Raw genomic sequence first — 16171 nt, forward strand, 5'->3', positions numbered from 1 at the left:
GCCAGCCGTCGCGGTGATGAAAAGATGAGTGGCATGGCGGCCACGGCACAAGGCCTGTGCGAGTTCATCGACGCATCTCCGTCGCCGTTTCACGTCTGCGCCACCGTGGCGGCAAGGCTGCGCAGTGCCGGCTACTCCGAACTCGCCGAGGTCGATGTCTGGCCGAGCACCGGCGGCAAGTTCTTCACGGTCCGGGCCGGCTCGCTGGTGGCCTGGGACAGCAGCGGTGACACGGAACGGCCGTTTCGGATCGTCGGCGGCCACACCGACAGCCCGAATTTGCGTGTCAAGCAATACCCCGACCGCCAGGTGGCGGGGTGGCAGGTGGTGGCGCTACAGCCGTACGGCGGCGCCTGGCTGAACTCGTGGCTGGATCGCGACCTGGGCATCAGCGGACGGCTGTCGGTGGCCGACTGCGCTGGCGTTGCTCACCGGTTGGTCCGCATCGACGAGCCGATTCTGCGGGTGCCGCAGCTGGCCATTCACCTGGCCGAGGACCGCAAGGCGGTCGCGCTGGACCCGCAACGCCACGTCAACGCGGTGTGGGCAGCCGGCGAGATTGCCGGCTCGTTTCTGGACTACGTCGCCGACCAGTCCGGCGTCGATGCCCGTAGCGTGCTCGGCTTCGACCTGATGACCCACGACCTGACACCGTCGACACTGTCGGGTGTCGGCGGCCAGTTCGTCAGCGCCGCGCGGCTGGACAACCAGGCGACCTGCTATGCGGGGACCGAAGCATTCCTGGCCGCCCAACCACGCGAGTACGTACCAGTGCTGGCGCTGTTCGACCACGAGGAAGTTGGTTCCACCTCCGATCACGGCGCCAACTCCGAACTGCTGTTGACCACGTTGGAACGGATCGTGTTGGCCGCACGCGGTGGTCGCGAGGATTTGCTGCGCCGCCTTGCCGGGTCAATGGTGGCGTCGGGCGACATGGCGCACGCCACGCACCCGAACTATCCGGACCGCCACGAGCCCGGCCACCTCATCGCGATCAATGGTGGGCCGGTGCTCAAGGTCCAGCCCAACCTGCGCTACGCCACCGACGGCCGCACGGCCGCCGCATTCGCGCTGGCCTGCCGACAGGCTGGGGTGCCGCTACAGCGTTACGAGCATCGCGCTGACCTGCCGTGCGGCTCGACCATCGGCCCGATGACGTCGGCGCGGACCGGCATCCCGACTGTCGACGTCGGCGCCCCGCAGCTGGCGATGCACTCGGCGCGTGAACTGATGGGCGCCCACGACTTGCCCGCCTACGCCGCGGCGCTTCAAGCGTTCTTGTCTCCTGGTTGATCGACACTGCGGCCAGTGCGAGAAATCATGTTGGTCAACGATCTGGGCGCAGTCTCGGCGCCATGACCGCAGTCTGGACGCGCGCTCCAAGGGTCTGGCAGGAGCGCGGAATCTAGACTGTCTGCGTGACATCCGGGCTCACCCAAGCGGTGGATACCGTCGAGCAGGCCGCAGCCACCCCTGATCTGCCTCAACCGTTCCGCGAGCTGGGTCTCAAAGACGACGAATACCAGCGGATCCGTGACATTCTCGGGCGTCGGCCCACCGACGCGGAGCTGGCCATGTACTCGGTGATGTGGAGTGAGCACTGCTCCTACAAGTCGTCGAAGGTTCACCTGCGCTACTTCGGTGAGACCACCACCGAGCAGATGCGGACCGGAATGTTGGCCGGCATCGGGGAGAACGCCGGTGTCGTCGACATCGGCGATGGTTGGGCGGTCACGTTCAAGGTTGAGTCACACAATCACCCGTCCTACGTCGAGCCCTATCAGGGCGCGGCCACCGGGGTCGGCGGCATCGTGCGCGACATCATGGCGATGGGCGCTCGACCGGTCGCGGTGATGGACCAGTTGCGCTTCGGCGCGGCCGACGCGCCCGACACGCGCCGCGTCCTTGACGGGGTGGTGCGCGGTATCGGCGGCTACGGCAACTCGCTGGGCTTGCCGAATATCGGCGGTGAAACCGTCTTCGATGCCTGCTACGCGGGTAACCCGCTGGTGAACGCGATGTGTGTGGGGGTGCTGCGGCAAGAGGACCTGCATCTGGCGTTTGCCTCGGGCGTTGGGAACAAGATCATCCTGTTCGGTGCGCGGACCGGGCTCGACGGTATCGGCGGGGTGTCGGTACTGGCCTCGGAGACCTTCGGCGGCGACGAGTCGGGTAACGGCAGCAAGAACAGAAAGAAATTGCCCTCGGTGCAAGTCGGCGATCCGTTCATGGAGAAGGTGCTCATCGAGTGTTGCCTGGAGCTGTACGCCGCCGGCTTGGTGGTGGGCATCCAGGATCTTGGTGGAGCCGGATTAGCGTGTGCCACCTCGGAATTAGCATCCGCAGGTGATGGCGGCATGACCGTTGAACTGGACTCGGTTCCACTTCGGGCCAAGAACATGACCCCGGCCGAGGTGCTCTGCAGCGAGTCCCAGGAGCGGATGTGCGCGGTGGTCGCGCCGGAGAACGTCGACGCATTTTTGGCGGTGTGCCGTAAATGGGAGGTGCTGGCCACCGTGATCGGCGAGGTCACCGACGGCGACCGGCTGAAGATCACCTGGCACGGCGAGACCGTCGTCGAGGTGCCGCCCCGCACGGTGGCCCACGAAGGTCCGGTGTACCAGCGTCCGGTCGCCCGCCCGGAGTCACAGGATGCGCTCAACGCCGACCGGTCCAGCACGCTGCTCCGTCCGGCCACCGGCGACGAATTACGCGCGACGTTGCTCACGATGCTGGGCAGTCCGCACCTGTGCAGCCGGGCATTCATCACCGAGCAGTACGACCGCTACGTGCGCGGCAACACCGTGCTGGCCGAGTACGCCGACGGTGGCATGCTGCGCGTCGACGAGGCCACCGGCCGCGGCATCGCGGTATCGACCGATGCGTCGGGGCGCTACACCCTGCTGGATCCTTATACCGGTGCCCAACTGGCGCTGGCCGAGGCCTACCGCAACGTGGCGGCCACCGGCGCCACGCCGGTTGCGGTGACCAACTGCCTGAACTTCGGCTCACCGGAAGACCCGGGCGTGATGTGGCAATTCGCGCAGGCGGTCCGCGGGCTCGCGGATGGCTGTGCAGCACTGGGTATTCCAGTGACCGGCGGCAATGTCAGCTTCTACAACCAGACCGGGTCGACGGCCATCCTGCCAACCCCGGTCGTCGGTGTTTTGGGCGTCATAGACGACGTGGGTCGGCGCCTGCCCACCGGCATGGGCACCGAGCCGGGGGAGACGTTGCTGCTGCTGGGTGACACCCGGGACGAATTCGACGGCTCCATCTGGGCGCAGGTGACCGCCGACCACTTGGGCGGATTACCCCCTGCGGTGGACCTGGCCCGTGAAAAGCTGCTGGCCGATGTGTTGAGCGCCGCCTCGCGAGACGGTCTGGTATCCGCGGCCCACGACCTGTCCGAAGGCGGGCTGGCCCAGGCCGTGGTGGAATCGGCGCTGACGGGCGAAACAGGTTGCCGCATAGTGCTTCCCGACGATGCTGACCCATTTGCCATGTTGTTCTCCGAATCGGCGGGCCGAGTATTGGTGGCGATACCGCGCACCGAGGAGAGCCGGTTCGTCTCGATGTGTGAAGCGCGGGGGCTGCCTGCTACCCGCATCGGTGTCGTCGACCAAGGTTCGGATTCGGTGGAGGTACAGGGTTTGTTCACGGTGTCCCTGGACGAACTGCGCAGCACCTTTGAGGGTGTGTTGCCGCGGCTCTTCGGATAGGGACATGAGCACCCCCGTCGACGACGTCACCGGTGAGTCGGCCCCGCCACAGACCGCGACCCGCGGCCACCACCCGCTGCTGATTTGGGCATGGAGCTTGCTGCGGCTGAACTTCGTCGGGACTGCGTTCGGTGCGTTGTTCTTCTGTCTGTCGCTGACGCCCTCGCTGTTACCGCATGACTGGCTGTTTCAAGGCTTGATCGGCGGTGTGAACGCCGCATTCGGGTACGGCCTGGGTGTGGTGATCGGAAAGGCCGTGCACCGCTTCGTCCTTCGCAACGCCGCCTGGTGGCCCCCGCCGGCGCGGCCGCTGTTCTGGGTGAAGGCGGCCGTGGTGGCTACCGCTCCGACGGCGTGTGTACTGATGCTCATCCCGGCCGCCTCCTGGCAGCGGCAGGTCTCGGCACTGATGGGTATCGACGGACCGAGCACAGGGTCCTACCTGCGCACGCTGCTTGTCGCAGTCGCGGTCAGCGCGCTGGTGGTGTCGGTCTTCCGGGTGCTCATCGACGCCATCAAGCTGGTGGCGCGGATGCTGATCAGGCGGTGGCGCCTGCACAGCGAGACGGCGCTGTTCATCGGCACCGCGATCGTGGTGGTGGTGTTGGTCACCTTGATCAACGGCGTGCTGATCCGCGGATTCTTCGCCGGGGCAAACGCCGCCTTCCAACCGCAGAACAGCGAAACTCGCGCCGGGATTAGCCAACCGCTGTTGCCCGAGAGGTCCGGCAGCCCAGAATCGTTGGCGCCCTGGGATTCCCTGGGTTATCAGGGTCGCAACTTCGTCGCCACCGGCCCGCACGCCGCCGAGCTGACCCGGGTCAACGGCCGGCTCGCCAGGGAGCCCATTCGGGTGTACGCCGGGCTGCATACCGCCGACGACGACGAGGGGCGGATGAAGGTGCTGATTCACGAACTGGAGCGCACCCAGGCATTCAGCCGCAAGGTGTTGATCATCGTCCCCACCACCGGCACCGGCTGGATCAACCCGGTGGCGGCGCGTGCGATCGAGATGATGTACAACGGCGACACCGCGATGGTCGGCGTGCAGTACTCCTATCTGCCGAGTTGGATCTCCTTTCTGGCCGACAAGCAGAAGTCGATGGATTCCGGGCGGTTGCTGATCGACACAATCCACGACCGTTGGCAGCAGCTGGAACCGGGTCAGCGGCCGAAGCTGATGCTCTACGGCGAGAGCCTGGGCTCGATGGCCGGGCAAAGCGCCTTCGACTATCTGCCCGACATTTCCCGGCTGGGCTTCAGCGGCGTGCTGTGGGTCGGCCCGCCGCAGGACAGCTCGCTATGGCATGCGCTGCTGGTGCGGCGTGATCCGGGCACTCCTGCGGTGCAGCCGCGCTACGACAACGGGCGAACCGTTCGGTTCTCCGAAGCGGTGACGCCGGCCGACATCTCCCGTATTGCCGCGCCGCCGTGGGACGGGGCCCGGGTGCTGTTTCTGCAGCATCCGTCCGACCCGGTGGTCTGGTGGTCACCGGACTTGTTGTTCAGCCGCCCGGACTGGCTGGTTGAACCGCCCGGCCAGGATCGCAGCGCGTCGATGCGCTGGTATCCAATCGTCACGTTCTGGCAGGTCAGCGCTGACCTGACCAACGCCGAGGGCATGCCGGGCGGACATGGCCACAACTACGGCGACATGGTGCTAGACGGCTGGGCCGCCGTCGCTCCACCCGACGGGTGGACAGCCGACGACACTGAGCGCATACGGGTTGCGCTGAAACACACCGAGGGCGCTGACGGACCTGAGCATTGATGCGGCACAGGATGTTTCGTCAGGCGTCGGCGGCTGCGCTGGCCGCATCGTTGGTCGGCTGGAGCTTTGTCAGTACCGGTATCCCGATGCCGTGGCGGGCGCCGGTGCAGGCCGGACTGGCCCGGCTGCTGGTGCTGCTGACTGGGGCACAGTTGGGTCTGCGTCCGCCGCGGTTGTGGACGGGGTTGCGGCTCGGGCTGGCGGCGGGTGCCGCCGTGGCAGCGGCCGTAGCGGCGACGACAGCCGTGCCCGTGGTGCGGTTCTCGATGTCGATCCGTGAATTGCCGGCTCCCGCGCCGGTCTGGTTGTTGTGGCGGATACCGCTGGGCACGGTATGGAGCGAGGAAGCGGCGTACCGTGCGGCATTGGCCACCGTCGCCACCTCCGCGTTCGGCGACTCCGGCGGTCGACTGCTGCAAGCCGCCGCCTTCGGTCTCTCCCACATCGCTGACGCCCGGGCCACCGGCGAACCGGTAGTGCCGACTGTGTTGGCCACGGGTGTCGCCGGCTGGGTATTTCGTTGGCTGGCTGAGCAATCCGGCAGCTTGGCGGCGCCGATGCTGGCGCACCTGGCGATCAACGAGACCGGCGCGGTGGCGGCGCTGACGATCAAGCGGCGGTTCGGCTAAGCATGGCCGCCCGGCAGAGTGCTGATGCGGCTCAGACCCGCGCGGCGGTGCTGGCCGTCGAGGAATGGCTGCGCGACGAGACCTGTCCTCCTCCCGACCGCGCCCAATTGGCGGCCGCAGTCCGGCTCACCGCTCGCACGTTGGCCGGGCAAGCGCCCGGTTCCAGCGTCGAAGTCCGCATTCCACCATTCGTTGCCGTCCAATGTGTTTCGGGGCCGCGGCACACCAGGGGCACCCCGCCCAACGTCATCGAAACCGATCCGCGCACCTGGTTGTTGTTGGCTACCGGACTGATGCAGCTCGCTGACGCCATATCCGTTGGAGCGCTGCAGCTTTCGGGCTCGCGGGCAGGCGAGATCGAGATGTGGCTCCCACTGGTGAGCTTGACCGGTTGACGCCCGCAACCCCGCGGGCGCGGGGTGTCACGGCGGGCCCGGCATCACCTTCACGCCGGGGTACAACGCTGGGTACCTGGTCCTCGACGATCTGGCGGCGGCCGGTACCCGAATGGGGTGACTGGAGTGGCTTCTGTGACCTGCGTGAATGCTGAACTCCAGTGGGAATGATGGCGGGTCAAAAACTGTTGCCCGTGTACGCAACACGCTTGCCCGATTCGGCGTCTTGACCGTCGTTTCCGTAGACTCCGTTACCGTCACCACTCGCGCCCACAGGGAGCCGCCCATCGTGACCGTGCAGCAGCCGCAACCCCTCGAGGTTCAGGAAAACCCGCCCCGCGAAGAGTGCGGGGTGTTCGGCGTCTGGGCTCCCGGCGAGGATGTTGCCAAGCTCAGCTACTACGGCCTTTACGCATTGCAGCACCGAGGCCAGGAAGCCGCCGGCATCGCCGTCGCCGATGGTTCGCAGGTGCTGGTGTTCAAAGATCTCGGTCTGGTCAGCCAGGTGTTCGACGAGCAGACGCTGGCGGCCATGGAGGGTCATGTTGCCATCGGGCACTGCCGCTATTCGACCACCGGCAATACCACCTGGGAAAATGCCCAACCCGTGTTCCGTACCACCGCCGCCGGCACAGGTGTCGCGTTGGGCCACAACGGCAACCTGGTCAACAGCGCCGCACTGGTCACGCGGGCCCGCGAGGCGGGGCTGATTAATCCCAGGTTGCCCGGCGCGGCCACCACCGATTCCGACATCCTGGGCGCATTGCTGGCCCACGGCGCCGCCGATTCCAGCCTGGAACAGGCCGCGCTGGAGCTGCTGCCGACGGTGCGGGGAGCGTTCTGCCTGACCTTCATGGACGAGAACACCCTCTACGCATGCCGCGACCCGCACGGGGTGCGGCCGCTGTCTTTGGGCCGGTTGGACCGCGGCTGGGTGGTTGCCTCGGAAACCGCCGCACTGGACATCGTCGGCGCCTCGTTCGTGCGCGACATCGAGCCGGGCGAACTCCTGGCGATCGACGCCGACGGCGTGCGGTCGACCCGCTTCGCCAACCCGACCCCGAAGGGCTGCATCTTCGAGTACGTCTACCTGGCCCGCCCGGATAGCACGATCGCCGGTCGGTCGGTGCACGGCGCCCGGGTGGAGATTGGTCGTCGGCTGGCCCGCGAATGCCCGATCGACGCCGACCTGGTGATCGGGGTTCCCGAATCTGGGACTCCGGCCGCAGTCGGTTATGCCCAGGAATCCGGCATTCCCTACGGGCAGGGCCTGATGAAGAACGCTTACGTCGGACGTACCTTCATCCAGCCCTCACAGACCATCCGCCAGCTGGGCATTCGGCTCAAGCTCAACCCGCTCAAAGAAGTCATCCGGGGCAAGCGGCTCATCGTCGTCGACGACTCGATCGTCCGCGGCAATACCCAGCGTGCCCTGGTCCGGATGCTGCGGGAGGCCGGCGCCGTCGAGGTGCACGTGCGCATCGCGTCGCCACCGGTGAAGTGGCCCTGCTTCTACGGCATCGACTTCCCGTCCCCGGCCGAGCTGATCGCCAACGCTGTCGAGGACGAGGGCGAGATGCTCGAAGCGGTGCGCCATGCCATCAACGCCGACACGCTGGGCTACATCTCGCTGCGGGGTCTGATCGCGGCCACCGAGCAGCCCGCCTCCCGGCTGTGTGCTGCCTGCTTTGACGGCAAGTATCCGATCGAGCTGCCCAGCGAGACCGCGCTGGGTAAGAACGTCATCGAGCACATGCTGGCCAACGCGGCGCGCGGCGCCGGTGTGCCAACCGAGCTTTCGGCCCCGGAGGTGTCTGCGGAGGAGGAGCAGGCCTCCGTTCTGCGGCATCCCTAGCCCGGGGCTCGGCATCGACCGGTAGCCTTTATCGCGATGACCGAGCGCGGGAAAGACTCCGGAAAAGACCCGGGCAATCAGGGTGTCACATATGCATCGGCCGGAGTGGACATCGAAGCCGGTGACCGAGCCGTAGAGCTGTTCAAGCCGTTGGCATCCAAGGCCACCAGACCCGAGGTACGCAGCAAGCTCGGTGGATTCGCCGGACTGTTCGCTCTGCGCGGCGACTACCGCGAGCCGCTGCTGGCCGCGTCCAGCGACGGGGTGGGCACCAAGCTGGCCGTCGCCCAGGCAATGGACAAGCACGACACCGTCGGACTGGATCTGGTCGCAATGGTGGTCGACGACCTGGTGGTCTGCGGTGCGGAGCCGCTGTTTCTCCTGGATTACATCGCGTTGGGCCGAATCGTGCCCGAACGGCTCAGCGCGATCGTCGCCGGCATCGCCGACGGGTGCATGCGGGCGGGCTGTGCACTGCTCGGCGGCGAAACCGCCGAACACCCCGGTCTGATCGAGCCGGACCACTACGACATCTCGGCCACGGCCGTCGGCGTCATCGAGGCCGACGATGTGCTCGGGCCCGAACGGGTGAAGCCCGGCGACGTCATCATTGCGATGGGCTCCTCCGGCCTGCATTCCAACGGATACTCTCTGGTCCGCGCCGTCCTGCTGGAAATCGACCGGATGAACCTGGCCGGCTATGTCGAAGAGTTCGGCCGCACCCTGGGCGAGGAGCTACTAGAGCCGACCCGCATCTATGCCAAGGACTGTTTGGCGCTGGCCGCCGAAACCCATGTCCGCACGTTTTGCCACATCACCGGCGGTGGGTTGGCCGGCAATTTGGAACGCGTTATCCCGCAGGGTCTGGTGGCCGAGGTCGACCGCGGAACCTGGACGCCCGCGCCGATCTTCGCGATGATCGCGCAGCGTGGCCGGGTAACGCGGGTCGAGATGGAGAAAACCTTCAACATGGGTGTCGGGATGGTCGCCGTCGTCGCTCCGGAGGACACCGATCGTGCCTTGGCCATCCTGACCGCGCGGCACCTGGACTGCTGGGTGCTGGGCACCGTCAGCAAGGGCGGAAAAGAAAGCCCCCGAGCCAAGCTGGTCGGGCAGCACCCCCGGTTCTGAACCTCAGCGACGCCACGCGCCTTCGTCGCCCCACGTGTCGTCGGGAAGCTGGTCGTCGTCGTCCAGCTGGTCGGAGTCGTCAGCGCTCGACCCGGACAACTCGCGCTGAAGCCGCTCGAAATCGGTTTGAGGGGAGCTGTACTTCAGTTCTCGAGCAACCTTGGTCTGCTTCGCCTTAGCCCGGCCGCGGCCCATGGGGGAACCCCCTCGCGCAATAACGGAGCGGCCTATGAGTAGGCGGCTCCGATCTGTCAGTGAATTTATTGTCCTGCCGACAGTTTACCGTGCCCGGTCATGGCATGTCGGCCTGGCCTGTCCGCTGTGAGCGTGGTCATCGGGTGGTGCCGCGCAGCCGTTCCACTGCTGCCCGCCCGGCCCCAACCGCGTCGGGAGGCGGTACCGAATCGGCGTCGATGACGGCGGCGACGTCGGCGTTCCCACCGGTAACCAAGGCGGTGTCAGCCGGCAACCCGCGCTTGAGCAGTGCCAGGGCCACCGCGCCCAGATCGACATGGTCGACGACGGTTCCCAGTCGGCCCACCGAGCGACCGTTGGCCAGCACCGCATCACCTGTCGCGGGCCGATCGACGGAGCCGTCCAGCTGGAGTAACACCAGCATCCTGGGCGGTTTACCCAGGTTGTGCACCCGCGCGACCGTCTCCTGCCCGCGGTAGCAGCCTTTGTCCAGGTGCACGGCGCCGGATCCCGGACCGCCGATCCAGCCCACTTCGTGCGGGATCGTGCGCTCGTCGGTGTCGACACCGAGCCGCGGCCGTACGACGGCCACCCGGTGGGCTTCGTAGGTCCACACTCCTGCCGGACGAATTCCGGTTTGGGTCAAACGGCGCTGCCAATCGGCGGCCTGATCGCGCGGGACGAGCAGGTCGAGCTCGATCGGGTCCTCCGGTGCGCCGGCCATCCGGCGGATGAAGCCGCCGCCGGGCACCGGCATCGCCGTCATGTCGGCGGGCAACTCGTCGACGCCGATCACGTCGAGCACTGGTTGGTCAGCCAGCCGTGGGCCCAGCAGCGACAGCACGGCCAAATCCGCGGCAGCGGGGCTGACCTGCGACCAGAACACCATCTTGCGCAGGTAGTTCAGTAGCGCTTCGCCGCGCCACGGCTCGGTGTCCAGATATGTCACTGCGCCCAGTTCGGTCTGGATCCAGTGATCCTCGACGCGACCCTGCCCGTCCAGGACGAGGTTTTCGGTGCACGCGGCTTCGGGCAACTCGCTGACATGTTGAGTCGAGACGGTGTGCAGCCAGGTTTGTCGATCGGCACCCGTCAGGGTCAGTACCGCGCGGTGCGACCGGTCCACCACCACGGCGTCGGTTTCTGCTGCGCGCTGCTCGCCCAGGGGGTCGCCGTAATGCCAGATCGCGCCGGCATCCGGGCCCGTCGCGGGAGCGGGAACTGCAGTCACGTGTCAACTCTACGTCCGGTTGCGAGGCCAGCTACCTCGCCCAAAGTGAAACCAGGTTCACGCTCGCCGCCGAAGGTGAACCTGGCTTCACACTCAGGCGATTAGCTAGGCTCTTCGTCCATGGCACGCCACCCGGGTGTGGTCGTCACGCTCGACGGCGAGATACATGCGTCAGAGGCACCGCTGCTGTTCGCCGATGACCTCGCCGCGGTGCGCGGCGACGGCGTCTTTGAGACGTTGCTGGTTCGCGATGGCAGGGCTTGCCTGGTCGAGGCGCATCTGGGCCGATTGACCCACTCGGCGCTATTGATGGACCTGGCGCAGCCCGATCTGCCGGCCTGGCGACGCGCAATCGATATCGCGGCGCGGCAGTGGACGGCCGATACCACCGACGAGGGCGCGCTGCGACTGGTCTACAGCCGCGGCCGCGAAAGCGGCTCGGCGCCGACGGCGTATGTGACCGTCAACGCAGTTGCCGACCGTGTGGCCTACGCCCGCCGCGATGGGGTGGCCGCGGTGACGCTGCCGCGCGGGCTGCCCGCCACCGGCGTGGATGCGATGCCGTGGCTGCTGGCCGGCGCCAAGACGCTGTCGTACGCGCTCAACATGGCCGCGCTGCGGCATGCCGCCCGGCAAGGTGCCGGCGACGTCATCTTCGTCAGCTCCGATGACTACATCCTGGAGGGGCCGCGCTCGACCGTGGTGATCGCCACCGACGATCGGTGCCTGCTGACGCCGCCGCCGTGGTATCCGATCCTGCGCGGCACCACCCAGCAGGCTCTCTTCGAGGTCGCCCGGGCCAAGGGTTACGACTGCGACTACCGTGCCCTGCGGGTGGCGGACCTGCTTGCCGCGCAGGGGGTTTGGCTCGTGTCGAGCATGACATTGGCCGCGCGCGTGCACACGTTGGACGGCAAGGCCTTGCGGCGTTCGCCGATGGCCGCGGAATTCACCGGGCTGGTCGACGCCGCCATCGTCAGCGACCGGTGAATTCGGTTGTCTCCCCGGCCGATTAACAGGTAGCGTCGGCCGTACACAAGGAAGGAGGTGGTCCGCGAATTGATAGCGTCATGGACATGTGAGGTGGCTGCGCGCTAAGCAGCGCACAGGCGAGGAATCTTCGGCGCGCGCTGGCGAATTCCCCGCAGTCACCCGGCCCCCGAGCCTCCGGTCAGTCCAACCTGGAACTACGGCTCGGGGGCCGTCCCATCTCTGGACTCGTGGCGACTGTCACTCCAGCGTGACGCTGGGCGTCAGCATCAGCTCAGCCCGCGAACCGGGAGAGCCGGGCGGACAAATGCGGCACCAATCCGCCGTCGGCATCGACCCGTTCTTCGACGTAGGCCAGGTCACCGCCCTCGACGATGCCGTAAAGCCGTTTAGCGCCGCCGACCAGCATGCCCGACTTACTGCGTGCCAGCGCATCCGTGACTAACTCCCACGACGACTGGGTGCGCGGCCGCCCGTAGAACAACTCGACGTAGCCCGCGGAGTGGGCCAACAGCAACTCGATGGCCTGCGATTCGCTGGGATCGCCGGGGTCGTCGACGAAGCGCCAAAAACCGGTCTCTCGCAGGTCATGTCCGGCGTAGTCACCGGAGTCGGTCAACCGCCAAGATCGGGCCTCCCAGTTCAGATAGTCGCCCCCGTCGTGGGACACCACGATTTGTTGGCCGAAGCGATAGTCACCCTGGGTTCCGCGACCCTCACCTTCACCACGCCACACGCCAACCAGCGGCAGCAGCGCCAGCAACGCATCGTGCAGATTGGCGCCTTCGCGCAAGTTGGCGGTGTCGGCCGGCGCGGGCAGGTCGTCGAAGACGGGAATGTTGCGCGACGCGGTCACTTTGGCGCGTTCGGCGGCCGCGGCTACCGCACGGTCACCCGAGCCGGCCCGATCGCTCACGACTCGTCGGTGATCAGCCGATACAGCGCATAGAGCGCGAACCAGGTGATGACCACGACGGCCGTGACCAACATGATCTCGAAGAACAGCACCACGGCGACGAGTCTAGTTCTTCCGTGCGCCCCGACTGGCGGGGAGTCCGCCCGCGCGCCGAGCGTGCGCAAACCCGGTGATTATCCGCGTGCCACTGGAACACGCACGCTCGCCCAGGAAAATAAGGGGCGTCAGGCGATCTTGATGTCGACCTCGTGGATGCCCGCGCCCGACGGCGTCACCACCGCGTCGCCGTTGCCGGCAGCCGAGAGCGCACGCAGCGTCCAGGATCCGGGTGCGGCGAAGAACCGGAAGTCACCGGTGGCAGATGCGACAACCTCGGCGGTGAACTCGTCAGAGGAGTCCAGCAGACGCACGAACGCGCCGCCCACCGCCTGTCCGGAGCCGTCCACGACGCGACCGGTGATCACCGTCTCCTTCTCCAGGTCGACGCTGGCCGGCAACGTCTGTCCTTGCTTCGGTGCAGAGCACATATCAGCTTCCCAACTCGATCGGGGCCCCAACCAGGGAGCCGTATTCTGTCCAACTGCCGTCGTAGTTCTTGACGTTTTGATGTCCGAGCAATTCCTGCAGCACGAACCAGGTGTGCGATGACCGCTCACCGATCCGGCAGTAGGCGATGGTCTCCTTCGACCCGTCCAGGCCGGCGTCGGCGTAGAGCTTGGCCAAGTCCTCGTCGGACTTGAAGGTGCCGTCCTCGTTGGCCGCCTTGCTCCACGGCACGTTGATCGCACTCGGGATGTGCCCGGGCCGCTGGCTTTGTTCCTGTGGCAGGTGGGCCGGCGCCAGGATCTTGCCGGAGAACTCGTCGGGGGAACGGACGTCGACCAAGTTCTTGGCGTTGATGGCGTCGATGACCTCGTCGCGGAACGCCCGGATCGAGTTGTCGGGGGCCTTGGCGGTGTAGGACGTTGCGGGACGCTTCACGGCGTCGGCGGTCAACGGACGACCGTCGAGCTCCCATTTCTTGCGACCCCCGTCGAGCAGCTTGACCTTGTCGTGGCCGTACAGCTTGAAGTACCAGTAGGCGTAGGCGGCGAACCAGTTGTTGTTGCCGCCGTAGAGGATTACGGTGTCGTCGTTGGAGATACCGCGGTCACTCAGCAGCTTGGAGAACTGCTGGGCGTCGACGAAGTCGCGCCGGACCGGGTCTTGCAAATCGTCGCGCCAGTCCAGCTTGACCGCGCCGGCGATATGACCGGTGTCGTAGGCGCTGGTGTCTTCGTCTACTTCGACGAAGACGGTGTTAGCGGCGTCGAGATTGCTCTCGGCCCAGTCAGTCGAGACTAGGACGTCGGAGCGTGCCATGGTGTGGATCCTTTCGGTTGGTTACGCAGGTGCGTCACGAGCGGGTAGAGCTGGCAGCCCAGGCAGATGCCGAAGGCGGCGTTGAGGAAGGCCGCCACCAGAGCGGCCGCAGTGGCGATGATTCCGAGCAGAGGAACGCCGGCAGCGAACCCGGAAACGCCGACGACGGCGAAAACAAAGCCGACCAACTGAGCGAATTTCAGCGGGGCCACCGGTTCACGCTCGCGGACCGGACCCAGCCGCGGCGCCACCACGTTGGCGAACACCAAGCCGTAGGGGTGCCTGCGCGGCCCGGCCCAAGCGCCGATCGCGAAGACGACGGCCTGTCCGGCCAATATGACGGCGGCCGCCGGCGCGCTGGATCCGGCGACAATCAGCGTGGCCACCAGCACTGCAGTGGTGACCCAGGCGACGAACCGGGGGCCACGAATGTCTACCTGGGCGGTGGTGTGGGATTTCGACGACAAAGAGCTGCTCCTGTTGACAACGGAAGGGCTGGAGGCACGCCAGAATGGCTGCTCCGAGAGCGGCGCGAACTGCGCTACTCAGCAGCTACAACAACAGCAACAACCCGCGGTGCGGCACAGATCGACTGCGCGGCGCTTGGTGAGCACAAGCTCGAGGCGGGCGGACACGACGCACAGCTTACCCAATGGCCCGACAATCAAGCCAATAGCGGGGTCAACGCCGAGCGCAGCTCCTCGGCCCTGGGGACGCCGGCGGTGCGATAGCGCTGCTGACCGTCGGCATCGAAGATGAACGTGGTGGGTAGCGACAGGACCGAAAGCCTGCGTGCCGCAGCAGGGTTAGCGTCCATGTCGATTTCCACGTGCGCCACGTCGCCAAGGTCGGCGCACACCTGGTCGACCACCCGTCGCACCCGGTCGCACGGCCCGCACCAGGGAGCGCTGAAATGCACGACGGTCGGCCCGTCGCCGGACAGGCCGAGATCGCTGGTGTCCAGCGTGCTGCGGGGATCGATCGACCGGACCTGGCCGGCCCGGCGGGTCAGCAGCCACCCGGTCACGGTGGCCAGCACCAGCGCGGCCACGATCGCGACGAGTGCAGTCATGATTGGTTGAACCCGTCGAGGGTGATCGTTACTCCCTCGGTGATGCCTTCAATGATCACATCGGAGCCGCGCGCCCCCTGACTCGTCGGTGCCACCCCGAACGGGAGCTTCTGGTCGGGCAACTGCTGGCGGAAGGCGGCCAGCACCGCATCCCGTTTATCGTCAGGCACCTTCTGGTTGGCAGTATCCGGGCCGGTCAGCACGCCGGTTGGGGTGAACGCCAAGGTGGTCCGGTCCTTGCCAGTGATCGACAGGTCCACCGAAACACTGACCCGCTTGTCGAATTGTGCCGATTTCGGGGTGCCGGTGAACACCAGCCCGCGGCTGCCGGAGATTCCGGATTCGGTGGTGCCGCCGGTAGCGTCGTTGGTCTCCTGCGGTGGCGCCTCGACCATCAGGTCGGTGATGCCCAGGTATCGCCCGAGATGGGTCGAGTCGATGATGATGCGGCTTTCCAGCTTGCCGACCGGAATCTTGGCGTCAGGCCGGATCAGCCACGACGCGTCGGTCAGACCGATGGAGTGCATGGTCGCCTCCAGCGTGGCCTTGCCAACCCGAGGCTGGTCGACGGCATTGGCTTTAACCTCTAGTTCGTCGTAATGGCGGCGCATCGCCTGCGGGATGACCGGAAACCCGAGGATCGCGACGAATGGGTCTGACCCAAGGTGCGCGGTGTCGCGCAGCGTCCGGGACAACCGGTACTCGGCGTAGACGGTGATTCCGAAATCGATCCCGACAGCTCCGATGAGCACGAGTACGACGGCCAGTAATACGCCTACCGCACCGACCAGCACCCTACGCATCCGCTTATTGTGGCGTGCATCGTCACCGGGCGAATCAGCAGGTAGCACGCTATCGTTAGTACACCTGGCCGCTGAACCTGGGGAGACGCCTTTCCCACG

At 66.6% G+C, this 16171-nt stretch carries 17 protein-coding genes; 8 read left to right on the top strand and 9 right to left on the bottom strand.

The features are described from left to right. The first annotated feature begins 33 nt into the window (after positions 1–33). The 7 genes from AC5Y5W_RS01380 (at position 34) to purM (ending at position 9503) form a co-directional block, all read left to right on the top strand. Positions 34–1293, top strand: coding sequence for a M18 family aminopeptidase (locus AC5Y5W_RS01380; RefSeq protein ID WP_500008715.1), 1260 nt, complete (start codon positions 34–36; stop codon positions 1291–1293). Positions 1294–1442: 149 nt separating this feature from the next. Next, on the top strand, positions 1443–3722 hold the full coding sequence (gene purL, locus AC5Y5W_RS01385; RefSeq protein ID WP_500008851.1) for a phosphoribosylformylglycinamidine synthase subunit PurL: 2280 nt from the start codon (positions 1443–1445) through the stop codon (positions 3720–3722). 4 nt (positions 3723–3726) lie between these two features. Then, positions 3727–5493, top strand: a complete 1767-nt coding sequence (locus tag AC5Y5W_RS01390) for an alpha/beta hydrolase (protein ID WP_500008716.1) — start codon at positions 3727–3729, stop codon at positions 5491–5493. Next, positions 5493–6122, top strand: a complete 630-nt coding sequence (locus tag AC5Y5W_RS01395) for an Rv0804 family intramembrane glutamic endopeptidase (RefSeq protein ID WP_500008717.1) — start codon at positions 5493–5495, stop codon at positions 6120–6122. Before AC5Y5W_RS01390 ends, AC5Y5W_RS01395 begins: the two co-directional genes overlap by 1 nt. Positions 6123–6124: 2 nt before the next feature. Continuing rightward, complete coding sequence (locus AC5Y5W_RS01400; RefSeq protein ID WP_500008718.1) at positions 6125–6517, top strand: sterol carrier family protein; 393 nt, start codon at positions 6125–6127, stop codon at positions 6515–6517. A 289-nt stretch (positions 6518–6806) separates the two neighbouring features. Next, the gene (purF, locus tag AC5Y5W_RS01405; protein WP_500008719.1) at positions 6807–8372 is read left to right on the top strand and encodes an amidophosphoribosyltransferase; all 1566 of its coding nucleotides are present in this window, start codon (positions 6807–6809) and stop codon (positions 8370–8372) included. A gap of 36 nt (positions 8373–8408) precedes the next feature. Continuing rightward, on the top strand, positions 8409–9503 hold the full coding sequence (purM, locus tag AC5Y5W_RS01410; RefSeq protein ID WP_499890598.1) for a phosphoribosylformylglycinamidine cyclo-ligase: 1095 nt from the start codon (positions 8409–8411) through the stop codon (positions 9501–9503). 3 nt (positions 9504–9506) lie between these two features. Here purM and AC5Y5W_RS01415 read toward each other — a convergent pair whose 3' ends face one another. Both AC5Y5W_RS01415 and ygfZ read right to left on the bottom strand, forming a co-directional pair. After that, positions 9507–9698, bottom strand: a complete 192-nt coding sequence (locus AC5Y5W_RS01415; RefSeq protein ID WP_499890602.1) for a DUF3073 domain-containing protein — start codon at positions 9696–9698, stop codon at positions 9507–9509. A 136-nt stretch (positions 9699–9834) separates the two neighbouring features. Continuing rightward, positions 9835–10929 carry a CAF17-like 4Fe-4S cluster assembly/insertion protein YgfZ gene (gene ygfZ, locus AC5Y5W_RS01420; protein ID WP_500008720.1) on the bottom strand — a complete coding sequence of 365 codons (1095 nt, stop codon included), beginning with the start codon at positions 10927–10929 and terminating at the stop codon, positions 9835–9837. A gap of 138 nt (positions 10930–11067) precedes the next feature. On the opposite strand from ygfZ, the gene AC5Y5W_RS01425 reads away from it, so the two are divergent. Beyond that, on the top strand, positions 11068–11919 hold the full coding sequence (locus AC5Y5W_RS01425; RefSeq protein ID WP_500008852.1) for an aminodeoxychorismate lyase: 852 nt from the start codon (positions 11068–11070) through the stop codon (positions 11917–11919). A gap of 274 nt (positions 11920–12193) precedes the next feature. Here AC5Y5W_RS01425 and AC5Y5W_RS01430 read toward each other — a convergent pair whose 3' ends face one another. From AC5Y5W_RS01430 to lmeA, 7 genes are all read right to left on the bottom strand, one after another. Beyond that, positions 12194–12835: a heme-binding beta-barrel domain-containing protein gene (locus tag AC5Y5W_RS01430; RefSeq protein ID WP_500008721.1), complete on the bottom strand. Its 642-nt coding sequence runs from the start codon at positions 12833–12835 to the stop codon at positions 12194–12196. Positions 12836–13059: 224 nt separating this feature from the next. Continuing rightward, the gene (locus AC5Y5W_RS01435; RefSeq protein ID WP_500008722.1) at positions 13060–13362 is read right to left on the bottom strand and encodes a DUF1416 domain-containing protein; all 303 of its coding nucleotides are present in this window, start codon (positions 13360–13362) and stop codon (positions 13060–13062) included. Between the two features lies 1 nt (position 13363). Then, the gene (locus tag AC5Y5W_RS01440; RefSeq protein ID WP_500008723.1) at positions 13364–14197 is read right to left on the bottom strand and encodes a sulfurtransferase; all 834 of its coding nucleotides are present in this window, start codon (positions 14195–14197) and stop codon (positions 13364–13366) included. Further along, a complete protein-coding gene (locus AC5Y5W_RS01445; protein WP_500008724.1) occupies positions 14176–14664 on the bottom strand; it encodes a DUF4395 domain-containing protein in 489 nt (162 codons plus the stop codon). Before AC5Y5W_RS01445 ends, AC5Y5W_RS01440 begins: the two co-directional genes overlap by 22 nt. A gap of 78 nt (positions 14665–14742) precedes the next feature. Next, positions 14743–14832, bottom strand: coding sequence for an Ms5788A family Cys-rich leader peptide (locus AC5Y5W_RS01450; RefSeq protein ID WP_419866417.1), 90 nt, complete (start codon positions 14830–14832; stop codon positions 14743–14745). 29 nt (positions 14833–14861) lie between these two features. After that, positions 14862–15269 carry a thioredoxin family protein gene (locus AC5Y5W_RS01455; protein WP_500008725.1) on the bottom strand — a complete coding sequence of 136 codons (408 nt, stop codon included), beginning with the start codon at positions 15267–15269 and terminating at the stop codon, positions 14862–14864. After that, positions 15266–16072 (bottom strand): mannan chain length control protein LmeA, encoded by an 807-nt coding sequence (gene lmeA / locus AC5Y5W_RS01460; protein ID WP_500008726.1) that lies wholly within the window; start codon positions 16070–16072, stop codon positions 15266–15268. The genes AC5Y5W_RS01455 and lmeA overlap by 4 nt, the downstream gene beginning before the upstream one ends. Positions 16073–16171: the final 99 nt, after the last annotated feature.

The organism is Mycobacterium sp. NGS51 (assembly GCF_059812525.1).

Coding starts and splice junctions, on each gene's coding strand:
- AC5Y5W_RS01455 (WP_500008725.1), bottom strand. CDS start 15,269: ATGACTGCACTCGTCGCGATCGTGGCCGCGCTGGTGCTGGCCACCGTG.
- lmeA (WP_500008726.1), bottom strand. CDS start 16,072: ATGCGTAGGGTGCTGGTCGGTGCGGTAGGCGTATTACTGGCCGTCGTA.
- AC5Y5W_RS01435 (WP_500008722.1), bottom strand. CDS start 13,362: ATGTGCTCTGCACCGAAGCAAGGACAGACGTTGCCGGCCAGCGTCGAC.
- purM (WP_499890598.1), top strand. CDS start 8,409: ATGACCGAGCGCGGGAAAGACTCCGGAAAAGACCCGGGCAATCAGGGT.
- AC5Y5W_RS01440 (WP_500008723.1), bottom strand. CDS start 14,197: ATGGCACGCTCCGACGTCCTAGTCTCGACTGACTGGGCCGAGAGCAAT.
- AC5Y5W_RS01415 (WP_499890602.1), bottom strand. CDS start 9,698: ATGGGCCGCGGCCGGGCTAAGGCGAAGCAGACCAAGGTTGCTCGAGAA.
- AC5Y5W_RS01395 (WP_500008717.1), top strand. CDS start 5,493: ATGCGGCACAGGATGTTTCGTCAGGCGTCGGCGGCTGCGCTGGCCGCA.
- AC5Y5W_RS01390 (WP_500008716.1), top strand. CDS start 3,727: ATGAGCACCCCCGTCGACGACGTCACCGGTGAGTCGGCCCCGCCACAG.
- AC5Y5W_RS01400 (WP_500008718.1), top strand. CDS start 6,125: ATGGCCGCCCGGCAGAGTGCTGATGCGGCTCAGACCCGCGCGGCGGTG.
- AC5Y5W_RS01380 (WP_500008715.1), top strand. CDS start 34: ATGGCGGCCACGGCACAAGGCCTGTGCGAGTTCATCGACGCATCTCCG.